Genomic DNA, 20,724 nt, shown 5'->3' with positions numbered 1-20,724 from the left:
TGGTGTCGTGAGTCGTGCGGTGGTGCCCTCCGTCCCCGTCCGTGCGCGACGGAAGGGACGGAGGGCGCCGGGTGAGGGGAAGCGGTCAGGCCGGGCTCAGGCCTTGCACTGCTCCGCTTCGGTCTCCTTGCAGATGTCGCGGATCAGGTCGTAGTACGCGTCGTCGACCGGCTTCGTGGCGTAGAACACGCTGCGGAAGGCGTCGGTGTCGGCACCGTCGATGCCCGCGGCGATGATGTCGTCGATCGTGATCTCGGCGAGGCCGTCGATGAGCTTCTTCGAGACGTCGTCCGGGAGCGTGGAGGAGTAGACCAGCGGCGCACCGGGCACCATCGTCTCGTCGACGACCTTCACCTTGTCCGACTTCTCGACCTCGGAGTCCTCGGCGAAGCCCGCCTCGCACTCCACGCCCTCGCCGACCTTGGTGACGCTGACATCGTGCTTGCCTGCGAACACCGGGGTGATGTCGGTCTTGGGGTCGATGCCGGCCTTGAGCAGGTTGTACGACGGGAACAGGTAGCCCGAGGTCGACGACGGGTCCACGAAGCAGACCTTCTTGCCCTTGAAGTCGTCGATGCTCGTGATGTCGCTGCCGACCGGGACGATCGCCTGCGAGAAGTAGCCCGGCTCCTGGCCCTCCTCGGTCACGATCGAGGAGATCGGGGTGAGCTTGGCGCCGTTGTTGGTGGCGGTGACGTAGGTGAATCCGGAGAAGGACGCGACGTCGACCTTGCCGGCGACCGCGGCCTCGATGAGTGCGGCGTAGTCGGTCGACTCGTGGTACTCGACCGTCTTGCCGGTGATCTCGGCGATGTAGTCCATGAGCGGCTGGTAGTTCGTCTCGGTGTCGACCGAGTCGGGCACGACGCCGAAGACGAGCGTGTTCTCGTCGACCGCGAATCCGCTGGCGGAGGACGACTCGTCGGCACCGGGTGTGCCGGCTGCGTCGGCCGAGCCGGAACAGGCGGCGAGGCCGAGGGCGAGGAGCGCGACGCCGGCGAGGGCGGGAAGAGCGCGAAGCTTCATGAGGACCTTTCAGGGTGTGAGGGGTGATCCACGGAAGACTCTCTCAGGTGCCACGCCGAGATATGTACCTAACTCTGAAGAGTTCAGGGCTCGTTTACCGAGCATTCGCCTGGATGAACACTCCTCGAACGTGATCGCGCCCACCGAGATGGCGAAGTAATGTACCTATGTGGCCGAAGCTGTGTACACCCAGATCGCCGACGACCTTCGCGCGCAGATCGCGGCGGGCACCCTGCGCCCGGGCGACGACGTCCCGACCGAGGCGGACCTCGCCGAGAAGTGGCGCACATCTCGCGGTCCGATCCGCAACGCCCTGGCCGCCCTGCGCGGCGAAGGTCTGATCGAGACGAGCCGCGGGCGGCCGGCGCGCGTGGTCGCCCGCAAGGCCAATCAGGCCGTCGACGTGTCGGTGCCGTTCACGCGCTGGGCTCGGGATCTGGGCGTCACCCCGGGGGCGCAGACGCAGGAGCTGAGCCTGCGGCGCGCCGGCGATCTGGGAGCAGCACTCGGAGTCGACGCGAGCGACACCATCGTGAGCGTGGTCAGGCTGCGTCTGCTCGACGGCCGGCCGACCATGCTGGAGCGCCTCCACTACACGGAGGTCGCGGGACGACGATTGTTCGAGGTGAACCTCGACGAGGTCTCGATCACGGAGTACCTGGGCTCGGTCGGACACCCGATCGTCACGCTGCAGCACGTCATCGATGCGGTGGCCGCCGACGACCAGGATGCCGCACTGCTGCGCGTGCCCCGTGGCACGCCCATCCTGCGCCTCACACGCACGTCGCGCGATGCGGAGGGGCGGATCTTCGAGGCCTCGGAGGACCGCTACCTGAGCGAGGTCGTGCGCTTCACGGTCGCCGCGTCGGGGATCTCCACCGACGGCCATTTCATGCGTGCCGTCGGCGCCTAGCAGGACGTGCATGAGCACCGGTCGGGAGGCCGGAGAATCGGCCGTTAACGCAGAAGGCGATCGCGAGCGCGCAAGGTGTTTCAGAAGCCAGAAAGACCGCGCCCGCGATCGCAGCGCTGGGGACGCTTTATCTGGGGAGCCTTCAGATTACGGGAGGCTGCAACGCGTTCCACAGGGTCGAACGTCGAGACTTCTCTAGACTTTCGTCTAGGTTCTCGCGGATCGCGGAAGGGGTGCTCACACACTCTAGAGCATCAGACGACCGGAAGTCGGGCCGACACGACCCAGAATCCCTCGACTTCGCCGGCGCTGAACTCGCCGCTCGCGCCCATGACGCGCTCCGCCATCCTTCCCAGGCCGGTGCGACTGGAGGAGAGCTCGCGGCGCGGCGTCGTCGGGAGCGGGCTGCGCAGCGTGAGGTGGGCGACGTCGTCGTCCACGGCGAGGTCGATCTGCACCTCACCGGGTCCTGCGTATTTGAGGATGTTCGTGGCGGACTCGCGCACGATGCGCGCGAGGACGATCTCGACGGCACGCGGGATGCGCTCGTCGCGGGGGTCTCCGTCGCGGGCCACGGAGTGACCCGCGGATTCGAACTCGCTCTGCGCCTCGTCGATCGCCGCTGCGAGGTCGCCCGTCTGCACACTGGACGACTGCGGACCGTCGTCCGCCAATTCGATCACGAAGCGAAGATCGGTCATCGCCTTGCGCGCGGCGACACGGATCGCTTCCTGCGAATCGGTGCTGGTCTCGGGGTCTTCGAGCATCTGCACGTGCAGCGCCACCACCGTGAGGTGGTGCGCGATGCTGTCGTGCAGCTCACCGGCGATCCATCGTCGCTCGGCGAGCACTGCTTGACGTTCTTGTTCCGCGCGCTCCTCGAGTTCGCGCTCGAGGCGACTGCCCCGAGCGAAGGCGAGCCGCAGGGCGAACCCGACAGCTCCGGCCACCGTGGCGAAGATGAGGAACAGACCGACGTTCACATCGGTGTCGGCATCGCCGTTGGCGACGAGTGCTGCAGCGATGAGGAACGCACCGGTGTACGACAGGATCAGGGAGGTCCATCCCAGCCTCATGACCAGCCCGGCCGCGACAGCGGCTGCGGTCAGAACCTGGGACTCGGTTCCCACGAGGAATGATGTCGCGAACACGACGCCGAGGGCGCATGTCGCGATGAGTGGATTCCAGAGATAGAGGGCGAACGCTGCGGTACATGCGACGCTCACCAAAAGTGCGACCGGGTTCACACCCGGCGTGGTGAAAAAACCTATGACGTCCGTGGCGATGGTGATGGAGACGATGACCAGGACGACGATCCGCTCGATCGCGCTGAGCTTCTCGCCCCGACCCAACCGGAACGAATCCGCAGATCGTCGGGTGGACTGGTCGAAGGCCATGGTTCACTATCTCCTATTCGCCAGGTACGCTAGCGGACGAGACCAAAAAACTTGCCAACCTGCTGCCAGAAAGTCATTACGTTCACCTCCATTATGTAGTCGTTCGTCGATGTCTGTATTCATCTTCTCGGCGAACAACGCGGCGCACATCTGTCTCACGTCTAGAGGTTTTTGGCCAAAGGTCTACATGACGTCATCGAAGCGCTCCCGCCGTTAGGCTTCCCCCTATGCAGGAAATCCGTGTCGTGATCGTCGACGATGATCCACTGGTCCGTTCGGCGCTGTCGCACTTCGTGTCGCGTGACCCGGAGATCACCGTGATCGCGCAGGCGGAGGACGGCCTCGAGGCGATCGCCACGGTGGAACGCGAGCAGCCCGATGTGGTGATGATGGACGTGCAGATGCCCGAGATGGACGGCATCGAGGCCACCGGCGTGATCGCCGAGCGCTGGCCTCACGTCCGCGTCCTCGCGGTGACGACGCTCGACGGCAGCGACACGGTGCTTCCGATGCTCAGCGCCGGCGCCTCCGGCTACCTGCTCAAGGACTCCAGCGCCGACGACATCGTCACGGGCGTCCGCGAAGTGCACAGCGGCGCCAGCTCCCTCTCTCCCCGGATCGCCTCGATGCTGATCAAGCACGTCCGCGAATCTACGCCCGTGGCGGCCGACGCCGACGCCCTCGAGCCGCTCACCGAGCGCGAGGTCGAGGTGCTCCACTGCCTCGCCCAGGGCATGTCGAACGCAGAGATCGCCAAGGCGCTGATCGTCTCCGAGGGTACGGTGAAGGCGCATCTCGGCCGCATGATGTCCAAGTGGCACCTGCGCGACCGCGTGCAGATCCTCGTGACGGCCGCGCACGCTGGTCTCGTCAGCTTCCGCTGATCACCACGCGAGCAGGACGATCCCCGCGACGACGACGAGCGACGCCGCGATCCGCCAGGCGGGACGCGACTCCCGCAGCACGAACACCCCGAACAGGCTCACCAGCACCACGCTGACCTCGCGCAGGGGGGCCACCAGCGCGACCGGTGCGATCTGGATCGCGGTCAGCACCAGGATGTACGACAGCGGCGACAGCATGCCGAAGGCCAGGATGCGGCGCCATTGCGTGCGCCCGAGCGCCCATACCGCACCCCAGCGCCGACGCACCGCGATCGAGTAGAACGGCACCTGCAGCAGCGTGGTTCCGACCATGAACGCGACCGGCGAGAGGCCCCAGGTGCGTACCGCGTGCGCGTCCCAGATCGTGTAGACGGCTATCGCGACACCGGTGAGGAGCCCGAAGACGATGCCGGGATCGAGCCGCCGAGAACCCGCCCCTCTCCCCCGGTCGACGAGTCCGATGGCGACGACGCCGACGATCACGGCGGCGACGCCCACGAGCGCGACCGCCGAAGGACGCTCGCCGAGCAGCAGCACGGCCACGATCACCGAGAGGAAGGGGCCCGTGCCCCGCGCCGTCGCGTAGACGGTGGAGAGGTTGCCCTCCCGGTACCCGCGCTGGAGCACCGCCATGTAACCGACGTGCAGCACCGACGAGACGGCGACGCCGAGGGCGAACGATCCCAGGTCGTCGGCCCCGAGACCGCCGGTGAACGGCACCGCGCCGATCCACACGACGGTGCTGCCGACCGATCCCCACCACAGGAACGGCGCTCCGGCCCGGCTGATGCCGTGCGCGATGATGTTCCACGCCGCGTGGGCTATGGCGGCGCCGAAGACCAGGACGAAGGCGAGTGGAGACACGACGAGACCCTTCCGTCCGACGCGCGGCGCGACGAACAGGGTCCTCCGGGCTTTTGTCCTGTCAGATGACGGCTCTCCTGTGGAGGAGGGCCGTGGCGCCGCTCGGACCAGACGGGCGCGAACCCCGGAACCCTAGGCGCTATCGGGACGAGCCTAACGCGATCGGATGAACGGCGGGGAAACGACGACGCGCCCCGCTCGATCATCGGGCGGGGCGCGTCGTGCGGATGGAGCGGCGTCAGACCTCGACGTCGCGGCGACGCACGCGGGCGATCAGCAGCACCACGGCCCCGACCGCGAGCAACGCGAGCGCCCAGCCGATTCCGGTGATCACGCCACCCGTGGCGGCGAGCCCGTTCAGGTCGACCGTCGCGGTGGCGGCAGCCGTGACCGTCACGGCCCCGCCGACGCCACTCGCCGTGGCCACGTTGACGACTGTGCTCGCCGCGATGTCCGCCGTGGTGAGGGCGTAGGTCACCGGACCGCAGCTCGCCGTGGCGCCGGGAGCGAGGGCGGGGATCGCGCAGTCGACGACGCCACCCAGCTTCGGGTCGTCGATCTTCACGTTCGTCAGCGTCACCGCTCCCGTGTTGGTGACGGTGAACCGGAAGGCGATGGTGTCGCCCGCGTTCATCTTCCCGTTGCGGTCGGCATCGACGTAGTCGCCGCCGGTCTTCGTCAGGGCGATGGCCGGCTGTGCCACGAGCGGGGTCACCACGGTGTCGGTCGCGACCGGCGGGATCTCCGAGGTGCCGGTTCCCGTGGCGGTGGCCGTGTTCTCGATCTCGCCCGCATCGATCTCGGCCTGCGTGAGCACGGCAGGGGCGCCGGCCGCGCAGACGGTCGACTCACCCGGGGCGAGCTCGGTCGCATCGCACGTGACCGCCGCCCCGAGGCGCGGGTCGCTGACCGTGACGCCTGTGAGGGTCGTCGTGCCCGCGTTCGTCACGGTGAACGTGTACGCGATGGTGTCACCGGCATCCGTGCGTCCGTTGCCGTTGGCATCGACCACGGCTGCCGCGGACTTCAGCAGCGTGATGTCGTCGGTGCCCGCGACGCGCACGTCGGCCTCGTCCTGGGCGTCGGCGCTGCCGTTGCGCGACTGCCCCTCGACGGTGGCCACGTTGTGCACGGTCCCGTCGTCGACGTTCTGCTGCGTGAGCACGTAGTCGACCGGCCCGCAGGTGACCTCGTCACCCGGACTCAGCTCGAGACCGTCGAGAGCGGCGCAGTCGACCCTGCCACCCAGCAGTGGGTCGTCGAGGACGATGTCGCGCAGCACCGTCGTGCCGCTGTTGCGGATCGTGAACGTGTAGCCGACCGTGTCACCGGCTCCTGCCCGACCGTCTTCCCCGAGCGCGATCGCTCCCGGGGTCTTGGTCAGCTCGATCGCGCTCGTGCCCGTGATCACGACGTCGGCCGATGCGTCGTCGCTGACTGGACCGAGCGGGCTGGTGCCGGTCGTCGTGGCGGTGTTGCGGACGATCTCGGCCTCGATGTCGGCCTGGGTCAGCGTGTACGTGAACGAGCCACAGTCCGAGGTGCCGCCCGGCGCGAGAGCACCGACTGCGCAGAGGGTTCCCGCACCGAGCATCGGGTCGGTGATCACCACACCAGTGAGGGTGGTGGTGCCGAGGTTGCGCACCGAGAAGGTGTAGTCGACCGTGTCACCGGCACCGATGAAGCCGTCGCCGTCGGCGTCGAGCACGCGCCCGACGTTCTTGAGCAGTTCGATCGCCGCGGTACCGGTGATGTCCACGTCCGCCTGCGCGGTGTCGGTCACCGTGCCGATCGGTGCGTTCGCCGTGACCGCGGCCTCGTTGTGCACGAGCCCGCCGTCGATGTCGGCCTGGGTGAGCGTGTAGGTGATCGGTGTGCAGGAGACCGACTGCCCCGGTGCGAGCGCGATTCCATCGAGCTCGGGGCACGCCACGGTTCCGCCGAGCATCGGGTCGGTGATCACCGCGTCGCGCAGCGTCGTCGTGCCGTTGTTCGTGACGGTGAACGTGTAGTCGATCGTGTCACCGGCTCCGACGGCGGAGTCGCCGTCCACGTCGACCACGGTCGACGGGTTCTTGGCGAGACTGATGCCGTTGGTCGCCGCGATCGTGACGTTCGCCTCGGCATCGTCGGTCGCGGGGCCCTGGGCCGACTCGGCCGTCACCGCGGCGGTGTTGCGCACCGTTCCGGCATCCACATCCGCCTGCGTGAGCGTGTACGAGACCGGCGCGCAGGTCACCGCGCCGCCCGGCGCCAAAGGTGCGGCGAAGGCCGCGCACGCCACCGCACCGCCGAGCAGCGGGTCGGTGATCGCGGCGCTGGTGAGCGTGACGTCGCCGGTGTTGCGGACCGTGAAGGTGTAGGCGACCGTGTCACCCGCACCGATGCGTCCGTCACCGTCGGTGTCGGTCGGAGCGCTGACGCTCTTGACGAGTTCGACCTGCGGCGTTCCCGAGACCGGAACGGTCACCGTCGACGTGTTGTCGCTCGGGTCGGGGTCAGGAGTGCTCGAGGTCACCGTCGCCGTGTTCGACAGCGTCGCACCCGCGATCGACGGGTCGACCGTGCCGCTCACCGTCGCGGTGAAGGTGGCGCCGACCGCGAGGGTCGGCTGCGTGCACGCGAGCTGCGATCCGGTGACCGTGCACCCGGGGGTGGCGGTCGACGGATTCAGCAGGCCAGCGGGAAGGGCATCGGAGACCGCGACGGCGGAAGCGATGCTCGGCCCGTTGTTGGTCACGACGAGCGTGTAGGTCACGGCGCCGTTGAGAGGAGCCGGGTTCGCCGAGATCGTCTTGACGATCGCGAGGTCGGCGGAGGGCGTGACGGTCACCGACGCGGTGCCGGTGTTGTTCGACGTGTCAGGATCCGGCGTACGCGAACTCGCCATCGCGGTGTTGGTCAGCTGTCCTTCCGCGTTGACGGTCGCGGTGACGGTGATCGTCTCGGAGTCGCCCGGCAGCAGGGTGCCCACCGTCCAGCGCGCGTCCTCCATCGACCACGTGCCTGTCGACGGCGTGGCTCCGGTGAGCATGAACCCGACGGGGAGCAGCTCGTCGAGCACCACGCCGGCGGCCGCCGACGGACCTTCGTTGGTGACCGTGACCTCGAACGTCGCGGTCCCGCCGAGCGGAACCGTCGGGGTCGAGGTCGTCTTGACGACGCTCACGTCGGCGTTCGGCGCGAGCGTGACGTCGACCGTCGAGGTGTTGTTGTCGGTGTTCGGATCCGGAGTCCCGGAGGTGGTCGTCGCGGTGTTCGACACCACGCCCGTCGCGGTCGTGCTCCACGTGCCCGTGACCTCGATCGCCACCGATCCCCCGGGAGCGATGTCGCCGAGCTCGCACCCGACCGTCCCTCCGACGATCGAGCAGCCCGGTCCGTTGACGACGACGTCGAGGAATCCCGCCGGGAGCGTGTCCGAGACCGAGGCGCCGCGGGCGACGGAGGGCCCCGCGTTCGCAACCCGGAGCGTGTACGTGAAAGAGCTCCCCGGCTCGCCCGTCGTCGGCGCCGTCTTGACGATGCTCAGGTCAGCGCTCTGGACGACCTCGACGTCGACCGAGCTGGAGTTGTTCGTGGTGTCCCGGTCGGCCGCGGGGGCCGCGACGGACGCGGTGTTCGTCACGGTGCCGACGGGTGCATCGGCGTCGACCAGAGCGTGCACGACCACGTTCGACGGTCCCCCGACGAGGAACGACGCCCAGGTGCACATGATCGAACTCGCGGTGGATGTGCACGTCGCGCCGGGCGGGGCGTCGACACCCGTCACCGAGAACCCTTCGGGCACGGTGTCGACGAGCGCCACGTTCACGGCGTCCGACGCACCGAGGTTGCGTACAGCGAGAGTGAAGTCGATCGTGTCGCCGGCCGAGACCTGCGCGGCGGAGGCCGTCTTCACGACGGCCATGTCGGCGATCACATCGGGCTGGAAGCTGGTCGACGAGACGTTGTTCGCCGGGTTCGTGTCGGTCGTGCTGGTCGTCACCGTCGCGGTGTTCTGCAGCACAGCGGTGGCGCCGGGGTTGATCTCCACCACGACGAAGGTTTCGACGGAGCTCGCGCCGGGGGCGAGCGTACCCACCTGGCAGGTGAGCATCGACCCCTGAGCCGTGCACGTGCCCTGGCCGGGATCGGCGCTGATGAAGGTCGTGTCCGGGTCCAGCGGGTCGGTGACCACGACGTTGCGCGCCTCGGACGGCCCGGCGTTGAAGACCGAGAGGGTGTAGGTCACCTGCTCGCCGGCGACCGGCGTGGACGGGGAGAACGTCTTGACGATCGACACGTCGGTCTGGGCGGACATCGTGCTGACGACGCTCGCGGTGTTGTTCGCGAGATTCGGATCGGTGCGGGTGCCCGAGACCGTGGCGGTGTTCGACAACGAGGCCCCGGGGTCGCCCGACGGGGAGAGCGTTCCGGTGATCTTGATCTCGGTGCTCTGCCCGACCGCCATGTCCGGTACGGCGCAGTTCACCGTCGCGGTGACGGTGCACGTCACGTCACCCGAGTCGACCGTGACGTTCGTGATGCCTGCAGGGATGGGGTCGGTGACCGTCACCCCTGTCGCAGTCTGCGGGCCGTTGTTCGTCACACCGATCGTGAACGTCACCGGCTGGCCGGCGACCAGCGGATCCGTGTCGATGCTCTTGGTGATCGCCAGGTCGGCGGCGGCGTTCACAGGGGTCTGGGTCTCCTGGCTGACCGAGGTGCGGTCCTGGCCGACGACGTTGTCGCGGAAGGCGACCCGTGCCTCATTGACGATCGTGGTCGCCGCGGCCGAGACATTGACCTTGGCGTCGAAGGTGTAGCTCGTGCTCGCTCCCACGCCGATGGACCCGCCTGCAGTGGCCGTACCCCCGTCACCGAGGCGCACCTGCACCGTGCGGCTCCCCGAGGTGTACGAGCCGCGGTCATCGCCGGCGGCGTCGGTGAGGGCACCCGTGCCCGCTCCGCTGATGATCTTGAGCGAGCCCGGGACGAAGTCGATCCCTGCGGCGAGCACGTCGGACGACACCGACTGCAGCGCCGGGTTCCCGCCGCCGTTGTTCGTGGTGACCGTGTAGCGCAGCGTGTCGCCCACCTCAGCGGTCGTGCCTCCGCGCGTCAGATTGGTCACCGACTTGTTCGTGATGAGACAGGGGCCGGTTCCGAAGGTGATGTCGTCGAGGAAGTTGCCGACGGAAGCGCTGCCACCAGCCGAGCTGACCGCCTCGAAGCCGAAGCGCGTCACCGTCTGACCCGCGGGAACGGTGTACGTGCCGGTGTGCGCGCCCCAGGCCGTGTTCCCGTCGGAGAGGTTGGGGCCGCTCTGCACGAGGGCTCCGGTCGGGGTGCCGATCACGACGCGCATGACGTCGGTCCCGGTGCGCCCGCGGTGCTTGAGCGACCACGACAGCGTCTGGCCCGGCGTCGTCGCCACGTCCTGATAGAGCCGGCTGGGGCTGTTCGCGTTGAGCTCGGCGAACTGCCGCCCCGCGGCGGCGGTGACGCCGTTGAATCCGCTGCTCCACAGCTCGATCTGGTTCAGGCTGTCGTTCGTGAACCACCCGGGGACCTGGTTCTCGTCGGGGAGCGACACCGAGGCGTTCGGGATCACCGGCGCCTCGAACCCGCCGTTGACGAGGGCGACCGTTCCCTGACAGCTGGTCGGGGTCTGCGCCGCCGATGCCGATGTCGGAGCGACCGCTTCGGTGACGACGGTGAGGCCAGCAGCCAGCAGCAGTACCGAAGTCGCCCCCGCGATGGCGCGACGAATGGACAGACGTGGGTGTGCACGCATGTGAAGTTCTCCCCGGTTCACGGAAGAGCCCGAACCGGCATCTCCCCCGCTGGAAGGCTAACCCGGGTGTAGCCGAAAGTGGTAGACCCGCCTTCGGACGAAGTCCCCGACTACGCTCGAAGCACCGCGTTCTCCAGGAAGGTCACGACATGCCCGTCACCCCCGCAGCCCTCGCCCACGCCGAGGACCTCGCCGACTTCGTCGCCGCCTCGCCCTCGAGCTACCACGCGGCGGCCGAGGTCGCTCGACGACTGGAGGAATCGGGGTTCACGCGGCTGCAGGAGGAAGACGAATGGCCTCTTCAGCCCGGTGGGCGCTTCGTGGTCGTGCGCGACGGCGCGGCGATCGCCTGGGTCGTGCCGTCGGACGCCGCGACCACCACGCCGGTGCAGATCTTCGGCGCGCACACCGACTCCCCCGGGTTCAAGCTCAAGCCGCAGCCGACCACCGGTTCGCGGGGCTGGCTGCAGGCTGCAGTCGAGGTGTACGGCGGACCGCTGTTGAACTCCTGGCTCGACCGCGAGCTGCGCCTCGCCGGGCGACTGGCGCTGGCCGACGGCCGTGTCGTGCTGGCGGACACCGGCGCCCTGCTGCGCCTGCCGCAGCTCGCGATCCACCTCGATCGCGGCGTCAACAACGGGTTGGCCCTCGACAAGCAGACCGAGACGCAGCCCGTGTGGGGGCTGGGCGACCCGACCGAGGCCGACATCCTCGCCGAACTCGCCGCAGCGGCCGACGTGGCAGCGTCCGAGATCCGGGGATACGACGTGGTCGTCGCCGACTCCGCACGCGGCGCGGTGTTCGGCAAGGACGACGCGTTCTTCGCCTCCGGCCGTCTCGACGACCTCGCCTCGGTGCACGCCGGCGTGGTCGCACTCGCGACGCACGAACCGCCCGCGGGCGCACCGATCGCGGTGCTCGCCGCGTTCGACCACGAGGAGCTCGGCTCGGAGTCCCGTTCCGGGGCCGCCGGCCCCTTCCTCGAAGACGTGCTCGAGCGCGTGTACTCGAGGCTGGGCGCCGATGGATCCGCGCGCCGTCAGGCGTATGCCTCGTCGTGGTGCCTGTCGAGCGACGTCGGACACTCGGTGCACCCGAACTATGCCGCCAAGCACGACCCCGTAGTGCAGCCGGTGCTCGGCTCGGGACCGATCCTGAAGATCAACGCCAACCAGCGCTATGCGACGGATGCGATCGGCACGGCGTCATGGCGGAGCTGGTGCGAGCGCGCAGGCGTCGCGACGCAGGAGTTCGTGTCGAACAACAGCGTGCCGTGCGGCTCGACGATCGGCCCGATCACGGCGACCCGGCTCGGCATCCGCACGGTCGACGTGGGCATCCCCATCCTCTCGATGCACTCCGCACGAGAGCTCGCCGGGGTCTCCGACCTGCACGATCTGGCCCGCACCGCGCAGTCGTTCTTCGCCGGCTGAGCACGCGGGCGGTTCCGGCCCACGCGAATTCCGCCCGGCCGCGCCCCCGCAGTGCCAGGATGTGAGCATGACGGACATCAAGCCGGCCCTCATCGAGCGTGCGGGCATCGAGATCATCCCCGAATCCGAGCGCACCGCGAAGCCTCGTGACCTGTTCTGGCCGTGGTTCGCGGCGAACGTCTCGGTGTTCGGCATGTCGTACGGTTCGTTCGTGCTGGGCTTCGGCATCTCGTTCTGGCAGGCGACGATCGTCTCGGTCATCGGCATCGTGGTGTCGTTCCTGCTGTGCGGGCTCATCGCGATCGCCGGCAAGCGCGGCTCGGCGCCCACCATGGTGCTCTCCCGCGCGGCGTTCGGCGTGCAGGGCCAGAAGGTTCCGGGTATCGTCTCGTGGCTGACCTCGATCGGCTGGGAGACGTTCCTCGCGATCATGGCGGTACTCGCCACCGCGACCGTCATCACGCAACTCGGAGGTGACGGCGACAGCATCTGGCTGCGCATCGTCGCGACCGTCATCGTCGCAGCGCTGATCGTGACCGCCTCCGTGCTCGGCTATCACACGATCATGAAGCTGCAGTCGGTGCTCACGTGGATCACCGGCGTGGTCACCGTGGTCTACATCGTCCTCGCGGCGCCGGCGATCGACTTCTCCGCCGTGCTGGCCCGCCCCGACGGCGGTATCGGTCAGGTGATCGGCGCGCTCGTGATGGTGATGACCGGATTCGGGCTCGGCTGGATCAACATCGCCGCCGACTGGTCGAGGTACCAGAAGCGCACGGCGTCCGACGGAGCGATCGTCGCCTGGAACACGATCGGCGGCTCCGTGGCACCCGTGATCCTCGTGGTGTTCGGCCTGCTGCTCGGCGGCTCCGACGAAGACCTCATGAACGCGATCGCCGCCGACCCGATCGGCGCGCTCGCCTCGATCCTTCCTCCCTGGGTACTCGTGCCGTTCCTGCTGACGGCCGTGCTCGCGCTCGTCTCGGGCGCGGTGCTGGGCATCTACTCCTCCGGGCTCACCCTGCTCAGCCTCGGCATCCGCATCCCGCGCCCGTCGGCGGCCGCGATCGACGGCGTGATCCTCACGCTCGGCACGATCTTCGTGGTGTTCTTCGCGACCGACTTCCTGGGGCCGTTCCAGAGCTTCCTGATCACGCTCGGTGTGCCACTCGCCTCGTGGGCCGGCATCCTGATCGCCGACATCCTGCGTCGGAAGAAGGACTACGACGAGGAGGCCCTGTTCGATCGGAACGGTCGTTACGGCGCGTGGGACTGGACATCGATCGCTACCCTGGTCGTCACGAGCGTGATCGGTTGGGGCCTGGTCGTGAACAACTTCGCCGAGGATGCCGCGTGGAACAACTGGCAGGGCTACCTGCTGTTCCTCATCGGCGGCAGGGACGGCGAGTGGGCATACGCGAACCTCGGGGTGTTCTTCGCGCTGGTGCTGTCGTTCCTCGTGACCTACGTCGCCAGGGCCGCGAAGATCCGGCGCCAGGAGGCCGTGTGAAAGCTCCGGCGGCCGGGGACACCTGGCTCGTGGTGATCGATCCGCAGGCGATCTTCGCCTCGCCGGAGTCTGCGTGGGGTTCACCTTTCTTCGCCGAGGCGATGCCGAGCATCCGCGCCCTGGCGGAGGCGTTCGGCGACCGCGTGCTCGTGACGCGCTGGGTGCCGACCGCCGATCGGTCCACCTCCTGGGGCGACTACTTCGCAGCCTGGCCGTTCGCCGACCAGCCGCCGGGCGACCCGCTGTTCGCCCTGGTGCCCGAAGCGATCGACCTCTCCCCGCATCCGAGCCTCGACCTGCCGACGTTCGGCAAGTGGGGCCCCGAGCTCGAAGCGGTGGTCGGTCGCGGAGGGCGCCTGGTGCTCGCCGGGGTCTCGACGGACTGCTGCGTGATCTCGACGGCTCTGGCCGCGGCCGACGCGGGTGCGCACGTCACGATCGCCGCCGATGCCTGCGCCGGCTCGACTGCGGAGAACCACGCGACTGCGCTGCACGTCATGGGACTGTATCCCCCGCAGATCACCGTGAGCGACACCGCCACCGTGCTCGGCAACCGCTGACGGCGGGCGTGGGCCTCAGTCCGAGGCTCGCACGGCGGCGGCGATGTCGGTCGGGGAGCCGTGCCAGGGCGCGCCGTGACCCGGCAGCACCCAGGAGGCCGAGACCGCGGCCAGGCGGTCGAGCGAGGCGAGCGCCTCGTCGGGCTCGTCCGTGAAGGGCGCGCGCTGCGCCCCGGTCCGTCCCGTGAGCACGTGCCGAGTGGTCAGCGCGTCGCCGACGAACACCGCGTCGACGGCCGGCACGTGCACCGCGATGCTCCCCGGCGAGTGGCCGGGCATCCCGATGACGACCGGAGCACCGGGCAGATCCAGCACGTCGCCGTCGCCGACTTCCGTGACGACCGACACGTGATGTGTGCGCAGGGCGTTCTTGCGCAGGCCGTAGGCGAAGAAGCCGAGCGTGGGCCCGATCTTCGCCGGTCCCATCGCGGTCTTCGGCTTCTCCCCGGTGCGCACACGATGGCTGTCGGCCGCATGGATGAACACCGGCACTCCCGCCTCTGTGCGTAGCCGCTCGGCGAAGCCGATGTGATCGCCGTCGCCGTGGGTGAGGACGAGTCCGCGGATGTCGGACAGCGGGCGACCGAGCGCGGCGAGTTCGCGCTGCAGATCGTGCCAGTGCCCTGGCAGCCCCGCGTCGATCAGGGTGATGCCCTCGGGCAGGTCGATCAGGTACGAGGCGACGATGTCGTTGCCGAGGCGGTGCAGGTGCGGTGCGAGCTTCATGGCGGATCCTCTCGGGATGATTGCGATGGCTACGTTACGTAGCTATCATGGCTATTGTCAATAGCCATCCAGGGAGGATCCGATGCCGACACCGGAACGCACGTCCACCGACGAGATCGTCGCGGCCGGACGGGAGATCCTCGAGGTCGCGGGACCTTCGGGCCTCACGATGCAGGCGGTCGCGAACAGGGTGGGCGTCCGCGCCCCCTCGCTCTACAAGCGGGTGCGGGACCGGGATGCTCTGCACGCCGCCGTCGCCACCGCGTCGATCGATGCGCTCACGGCGCGGCTCGAAGCCGCGGGCGACGACATCGGTGCGCTCGCTCATGCCTACCGCGACTTCGCGCACGCGCATCCGGAGGGCTTCCGGATCATGTTCACGATCGCGGCTCCGCATGACGCGCTGGAACGTTCGGCGGCACCCCTCATGCGCGCCGCCGCCTCCCTGGTCGGTGACGACGACGCGCTCGACGCCGCCCGTCTGTTCACCGCCTGGGCGACCGGCTTCCTGCAGATGGAGCTGTCCGGAGCGTTCCGACTCGGCGGCGACGTCGACCGCGCTTTCGAGTACGGCCTGCGTCGACTCATCGCCGGGATGGCCGGCTGAACCGCCACGGGTTCGATCACTGTCGCGCACCGGCATCCGCAGCCGGAGTCGCGCACCGGGGCCGCCGGGCTACTTCATCGTGTCGAGGATGCCGACGAGGTCTTCGAACGTGGTGAGGGGATTCAGGATGGCGAAGCGTGTGTTCGGACGCCCGGCATGGGAGCTGGGGACCACGAACGCCCGCTGCGAGTCGAGCAGGGCCGCCGACCATCGGTCGTAGTCGGCACGCTCCCAACCGTCGCGCTCGAACACCACGATCGACAGCTGCGGGTCTCGCACCAGACGCAGCTCCGGACGTCGGGCGATCTCCGCGGCGATCCGTCGCGTCAGCGCGAGTCCGGCACTCACCGCCTCACGGTAGGCCGTGACCCCATAGGTCGCGACCGAGAACCACATGGGCAGGCCGCGCGGGCGACGCGTCAACTGGATGGAGTAGTCCGAGGGGCTGAACTCGTCGACGTCGGTGAGGATGTCGAGGTATTCGGCATGCTGCGTGTGCGCCCGGCGCCCGCTGTCGGGGTCGCGGTAGATCAGCGCGCAGCAGTCGAACGGTGCGAACAGCCATTTGTGCGGATCGACGATGACCGAGTCGGCGCGCTCGACGCCGGCGAAGATGTGCCGCGCTTCCGGCGCCAGCATCGCGGTGAGACCGTAGGCACCGTCGATATGCAGCCAGAAATCGAACTCGTCCTTGAGCGCCGCGATCCCCTCGATGTCGTCGACGATGCCGAAGTTGGTTGAGCCGCCGGTCGCGACGACCGCACAGATCTCGTCACCGTGCGCGAGGAGGGCTTCGCGCACGCCCTCCGCGCGCAGCACGCCGTCGTCGCCCGCAGGAACCAGCAGCACGTCGGCATCCATCACCTTCGCGGCCGACTTGTTCGAGGAGTGCGCCTCGACGCTGCACAGGATCTTCCATCGGCTCGGCAGCTCCTTACCGGCCGCGATCAGCCGCGCCTTCGCCGCCTCGCGCGCGGCGACCAGTGCCGAGAGGTTGCCGATCGTGCCGCCCTGCACGAACACTCCGCCCGCGGTCTCGGGCAGCCCGAACTCGCTCGCGAGCCACGACAGCACCTCGTTCTCGGCGTGCACGGCCCCCGCGCCCTCGAGCCAGCTGCCGCCGTAGAGTCCGGATGCCGACACGACGAGGTCGAACGCGATCGCCGCCATGGTCGGCGCTGTCGGGATGAACGACAGATACAACGGGTGGCTCGTGGTCAGGCACGCCGGGGCGAGGACGTGCTCGAACACGCTGAGGGCACGCGCGGCCCCGAGTCCCGCATCGGTGATCGTGGGCCCGACGAGGCGGTTCAGCTCGGCCTCGGACTGAGGCTTGTCGAGCGGCACGTCGGCGGCGAGCATGCGACGACGCGAGTAGTCGAGCACGGCGTCGACGATCGCCGTCGATTCGGGCGAGGCCGCGTGCATGCGCACAGCATCCATGGGCGTTCCTTTACTTGTCATCAGATCGGGAGTCGGCAGATAGAGAGTCGGCGGGTGCGGTGTCGAGCGGTGCGATGTCGAGCGGTGCGGTGTCGAGCACGGCCGACAGTGCACGCCTGGCCAGGTCGGCGCGGTCGCGGGGCGCCCACTTCACGAGGGAGTGCGCGTTCATTCCGTCGACCATCGCGAGCAGCAGCCACGCGGCCATGTCGGCGCGGCCGGCCGCGATCGCACCGGTCGCCGCGGCCCGGGCGAAGATCTGCTCCAGCGCGCTCTGCCACCCGTCCATCTCCTGCCGCACGCGGGCGGCGAGCGCCTCGTTGCGAGCACCCAGCGCCCACGCCTGCACCCAGATCAGGGTGACGTCGTCGCGGTCGGCGTCGAGGAGTGTCTCGATCAGGCGCAGCAGACCGGCCCGCAGCGCGGCGGGGCCGTCGGCGCCATCGAACGCGGCGATCACCTCGTCGCGCTCCGCCGCCACGATCAGCCCGAACACATCGGCGACGAACGCGTCCATCCCCGGCCGGTAGTGCGCCACGAGCGCCGGAGTCACCCCGACGCGAGCGGCGACCGCCCGCACGGTGAGGCTCTCGAGACCACTCTCGCGCGCAAGGCCGATCGCGCCGTCGAGGATCGAGTGATCGCGCTCCTCCGGCGACATCCGGCGAGCGCCCGCACCTGTTGACGTGGTCTTCATCAGGGGTTACCATAACACCTGTTGATCGCATGTTCAATAGAAGAACCGGCAGCAGCGAGGAGATCACGATGAGCTGGCGCATGCCCACCGAGACCGCACGTCACGAGCGCACCTGGATGGCGTTCCCTGCAGAGGGCGAGACCCTCGGCGACACCGACACGGCGCGCGAAGAGGGCTACGCCACCTGGACCGCCGTCGCCCATGCGGTCGCAGAATTCGAGCCCGTGTCGATGCTGGTCGACCCGAGCGAGGTCGACAGGGCCCGGCGCATGCTCAGCAGCAGCATCGAGATCGTCGAAGCGCCGGTCGACGAGTTCTGGATGCGCGATTCCGGGCCGACGTTCGTGGTCGACGACGACCGGCCGGGAGTGCTCGGTGCGGTCGACTGGATCTTCAACGGCTGGGGTGCGCCGGAATGGGCCGAGTGGCGCAAGGCCGCGCAGCACGCGCGCATCGTCGCCGGCGCCGTCGGGGCGGAGCTCGTGAGCTCCACACTCGTGAACGAGGGCGGCGGCATCCACGTCGACGGCGAGGGCACCGTGCTGCTCACCGAGACCGTGCAGCTCGACCCTCGGCGCAACCCCTTCGCCGACAAGCAGCGGATCGAGGCCGAGATGGCCCGCACTATCGGCGCGACCAAGGCCGTGTGGCTGCCCCGTGGGCTCACTCGCGACTACGACGACTTCGGCACGAACGGCCACGTCGACATCGTCGCCACCATCGTCTCGCCCGGGCGGCTGCTGCTGCACGATCAGCAGAACCCCGAGCACCCCGACCACGCCGTCACCCGTGAGCTGCGCGCCCTGCTCTCGGAGCAGACCGATGCCGCCGGACGCCGCTTCGAGGTGATCGACCTGCCCGCACCCTCCACGCTGACGGACCAGGAGGGGCCCGTCGACTGGAGCTACGTCAACCACCTGGTCACGAACGACGGCGTGGTGGCGTGCGGCTTCGGCGACGAGAAGGCGGATGCCGCGGCGCGCGAGATCCTCGCCGACGCCTACCCCGGACGCCGGGTCGTCACGGTGGATGCGCGCCCGCTGTTCGACCGCGGCGGAGGGATCCACTGCATCACTCAGCAGCAGCCCGCCCTCGACGGAAGCCACTGATGTTCGACGTGGTGGAGGCATCCATCGCCGAGCTGCGGCGCGCCCTCGAGACCGGCGAGACGACCGCGGTCGAACTCATCGACGCCTACCTCGCGCGCATCGCCGCCTTCGACGCCCCCGGCACGGCTACGGCGCTGAACGCCGTCGTCGTCGCCAACCCGGAGGCCCGTGCCGAGGCGGCGGCATCGGATGCTCGTCGCGCCCGCGGCGAGGCCCTCGGGCCCCTCGACGGCATCCCCTACACAGCGAAGGACAGCTACCTCGTGCGCGGCCTCACCGCCGCCGCGGGAAGTCCCGCTTTCGCGGAGCTCGTGGCCCAGCGCGATGCCTTCACGATCGAGCGGCTGCGTGCGGGCGGAGCCATCTGCCTCGGGCTCACGAACATGCCTCCGATGGCGAACGGCGGCATGCAGCGTGGTGCCTACGGTCGCGCGGAGAGTCCGTACAACGCGGCCTTCCTCACAGCGCCCTTCGCCTCCGGCTCGTCGAACGGCTCCGGCACGGCGACGGCGGCGAGTTTCGCCGCTTTCGGCCTCGGCGAGGAGACCTGGTCGAGCGGCCGGGGCCCCGCGACCAACAACGCGCTGTGCGCCTACACCCCCTCACGCGGCGTGATCTCGACCCGCGGGAACTGGCCTCTCGTGCCGACCATGGACGTCGTGGTGCCGCACACCCGCTCGATGGCCGATCTGCTCGAGGTGCTCGACGTGATCGTCGCCGACGACGCCGAGACCCGCGGCGACTTCTGGCGGGCGCAGCCGTGGGTCGAGCTGCCCGCCGCATCCGCCGTCCGCCCGGAGTCGTATCGCGCCCTCGCCGCGGACACGGCGCGCACGCTCGTCGGTGCACGCATCGGCATCCCCCGCATGTACATCAATGCGGACCCGGATGCCGGCAGCACCGAGAGCCCGGGCATCGGCGGCCCCACCGGCCGGCGCATCGACACACGGGCGAGCATCATCGCGCGCTGGGAGGCCGCCCGCCGCGACCTCACCGCTGCCGGAGCGACCGTGATCGAGGTCGACTTCCCCGTGGTGTCGAACTACGAGAGAGACCGTCCGGGGGCGCACACCATCGCGACTCGCGGCCTGGTGTCACCCGAGTACCTGCACCGCGAGATCGTCGACCTCTCGGCGTGGGCGTGGGAGGACTTCCTGCAGGCGAACGGCGACCCGGGCCTGCGCTCGCTCGCCGAGGTCGACGGCGCCAGGATCTTCCCGCATCCGGAGGGCGCGCTTCCCGACCGTTACACCGGGTTCGACGACGATATCGCCGAGTATCCGGACTGGGTGCGCCACCATCCCGACGTCTCGTACAGGGACATGCCCGAGCTCGAAGACGGGCTGCGCGGTCTGGAGGAGACCCGCCGCCGTGACCTCGAGGTGTGGATGGATGTGCTGCGGCTCGACGCCGTGGTCTTCCCCGCGGTCGCCGACGTGGGGCCGGCCGACATGGACGTGAACCCGGAATCCGCCGACCTCGGCTGGCGCAACGGCGTGTGGATCGCGAACGGCAACCTCGCGATACGTCACCTCGGCATCCCGACCGTCACCGTGCCGATGGGACTGATGAGCGACATCGACATGCCGATCGGGCTGACATTCGCGGGACGGGCGTACGACGACACGCGACTGCTGCGTTTCGCCTCGGCATTCGAAGCGGCAGGCGGCCCTGGCACGCGTCGCACGCCGCCGACGCGCACCCCCGCGCTCTGAAAGAGCCGCCAGCGTGACATAACACTCCTGTGACGCTCGCCACGATAGTGATATGTTCGGC

At 69.1% G+C, this 20,724-nt stretch carries 15 protein-coding genes; 8 read left to right on the top strand and 7 right to left on the bottom strand.

Going from position 1 to position 20,724, the window contains the following annotated elements:
• Positions 1 to 96: 96 nt before the first annotated feature.
• On the bottom strand, positions 97 to 1,026 hold the full coding sequence (locus GLO27_RS14810; RefSeq protein ID WP_029259977.1) for a phosphate/phosphite/phosphonate ABC transporter substrate-binding protein: 930 nt from the start codon (positions 1,024 to 1,026) through the stop codon (positions 97 to 99).
• A gap of 169 nt (positions 1,027 to 1,195) precedes the next feature.
• On the opposite strand from GLO27_RS14810, the gene GLO27_RS20305 reads away from it, so the two are divergent.
• Positions 1,196 to 1,939 (top strand): GntR family transcriptional regulator, encoded by a 744-nt coding sequence (locus tag GLO27_RS20305; RefSeq protein ID WP_292774387.1) that lies wholly within the window; start codon positions 1,196 to 1,198, stop codon positions 1,937 to 1,939.
• 254 nt (positions 1,940 to 2,193) lie between these two features.
• Here the strand turns inward: GLO27_RS20305 and GLO27_RS14800 are convergent, their stop codons facing one another.
• A complete protein-coding gene (locus GLO27_RS14800) occupies positions 2,194 to 3,336 on the bottom strand; it encodes a histidine kinase (protein WP_021201214.1) in 1,143 nt (380 codons plus the stop codon).
• Between the two features lie 227 nt (positions 3,337 to 3,563).
• Between GLO27_RS14800 and GLO27_RS14795 the strand changes: the two genes are divergently transcribed.
• Complete coding sequence (locus GLO27_RS14795) at positions 3,564 to 4,220, top strand: response regulator transcription factor (protein WP_021201215.1); 657 nt, start codon at positions 3,564 to 3,566, stop codon at positions 4,218 to 4,220.
• On the opposite strand, the gene GLO27_RS14790 is transcribed toward GLO27_RS14795, so the two are convergent.
• Together GLO27_RS14790 and GLO27_RS14785 are read right to left on the bottom strand one after the other, a co-directional pair.
• Positions 4,221 to 5,084: an EamA family transporter gene (locus GLO27_RS14790; RefSeq protein WP_167255521.1), complete on the bottom strand. Its 864-nt coding sequence runs from the start codon at positions 5,082 to 5,084 to the stop codon at positions 4,221 to 4,223.
• Between the two features lie 238 nt (positions 5,085 to 5,322).
• Positions 5,323 to 10,863: a DUF11 domain-containing protein gene (locus GLO27_RS14785; protein ID WP_167255519.1), complete on the bottom strand. Its 5,541-nt coding sequence runs from the start codon at positions 10,861 to 10,863 to the stop codon at positions 5,323 to 5,325.
• 149 nt (positions 10,864 to 11,012) lie between these two features.
• Between GLO27_RS14785 and GLO27_RS14780 the strand changes: the two genes are divergently transcribed.
• The 3 genes from GLO27_RS14780 to GLO27_RS14770 all read left to right on the top strand — a co-directional run bounded on the left by GLO27_RS14780 (position 11,013) and on the right by GLO27_RS14770 (position 14,366).
• Positions 11,013 to 12,296: a M18 family aminopeptidase gene (locus GLO27_RS14780; protein ID WP_167255517.1), complete on the top strand. Its 1,284-nt coding sequence runs from the start codon at positions 11,013 to 11,015 to the stop codon at positions 12,294 to 12,296.
• Between the two features lie 67 nt (positions 12,297 to 12,363).
• Positions 12,364 to 13,806 (top strand): cytosine permease, encoded by a 1,443-nt coding sequence (locus tag GLO27_RS14775; protein WP_167255515.1) that lies wholly within the window; start codon positions 12,364 to 12,366, stop codon positions 13,804 to 13,806.
• On the top strand, positions 13,803 to 14,366 hold the full coding sequence (locus GLO27_RS14770) for a cysteine hydrolase (RefSeq protein ID WP_021201220.1): 564 nt from the start codon (positions 13,803 to 13,805) through the stop codon (positions 14,364 to 14,366). Before GLO27_RS14775 ends, GLO27_RS14770 begins: the two co-directional genes overlap by 4 nt.
• Positions 14,367 to 14,381: 15 nt before the next feature.
• On the opposite strand, the gene GLO27_RS14765 is transcribed toward GLO27_RS14770, so the two are convergent.
• On the bottom strand, positions 14,382 to 15,092 hold the full coding sequence (locus GLO27_RS14765) for an MBL fold metallo-hydrolase (RefSeq protein WP_167255513.1): 711 nt from the start codon (positions 15,090 to 15,092) through the stop codon (positions 14,382 to 14,384).
• Between the two features lie 82 nt (positions 15,093 to 15,174).
• Between GLO27_RS14765 and GLO27_RS14760 the strand changes: the two genes are divergently transcribed.
• Entirely contained in the window at positions 15,175 to 15,699 is a 525-nt protein-coding gene (locus tag GLO27_RS14760; RefSeq protein ID WP_029259969.1) for a TetR/AcrR family transcriptional regulator, read from the top strand.
• Between the two features lie 69 nt (positions 15,700 to 15,768).
• Here GLO27_RS14760 and GLO27_RS14755 read toward each other — a convergent pair whose 3' ends face one another.
• Both GLO27_RS14755 and GLO27_RS14750 read right to left on the bottom strand, forming a co-directional pair.
• On the bottom strand, positions 15,769 to 17,142 hold the full coding sequence (locus GLO27_RS14755; protein ID WP_021201223.1) for a pyridoxal-dependent decarboxylase: 1,374 nt from the start codon (positions 17,140 to 17,142) through the stop codon (positions 15,769 to 15,771).
• A 10-nt stretch (positions 17,143 to 17,152) separates the two neighbouring features.
• A complete protein-coding gene (locus GLO27_RS14750) occupies positions 17,153 to 17,839 on the bottom strand; it encodes a TetR/AcrR family transcriptional regulator (RefSeq protein WP_167255511.1) in 687 nt (228 codons plus the stop codon).
• Between the two features lie 68 nt (positions 17,840 to 17,907).
• Here GLO27_RS14750 and GLO27_RS14745 point away from each other — a divergent pair, with 68 nt between their 5' ends.
• Positions 17,908 to 18,948, top strand: coding sequence for an agmatine deiminase family protein (locus GLO27_RS14745; RefSeq protein WP_021201225.1), 1,041 nt, complete (start codon positions 17,908 to 17,910; stop codon positions 18,946 to 18,948).
• Positions 18,948 to 20,663: an amidase gene (locus GLO27_RS14740; protein WP_021201226.1), complete on the top strand. Its 1,716-nt coding sequence runs from the start codon at positions 18,948 to 18,950 to the stop codon at positions 20,661 to 20,663. Before GLO27_RS14745 ends, GLO27_RS14740 begins: the two co-directional genes overlap by 1 nt.
• Positions 20,664 to 20,724: the final 61 nt, after the last annotated feature.

Source organism: Microbacterium sp. Be9, assembly GCF_011754135.1.
Lineage (GTDB): Bacteria > Actinomycetota > Actinomycetes > Actinomycetales > Microbacteriaceae > Microbacterium > Microbacterium maritypicum_A.
The sequence above is the reverse complement of the archived record's forward strand: the minus strand, read 5'-3'. Positions and strand labels throughout refer to the sequence as shown.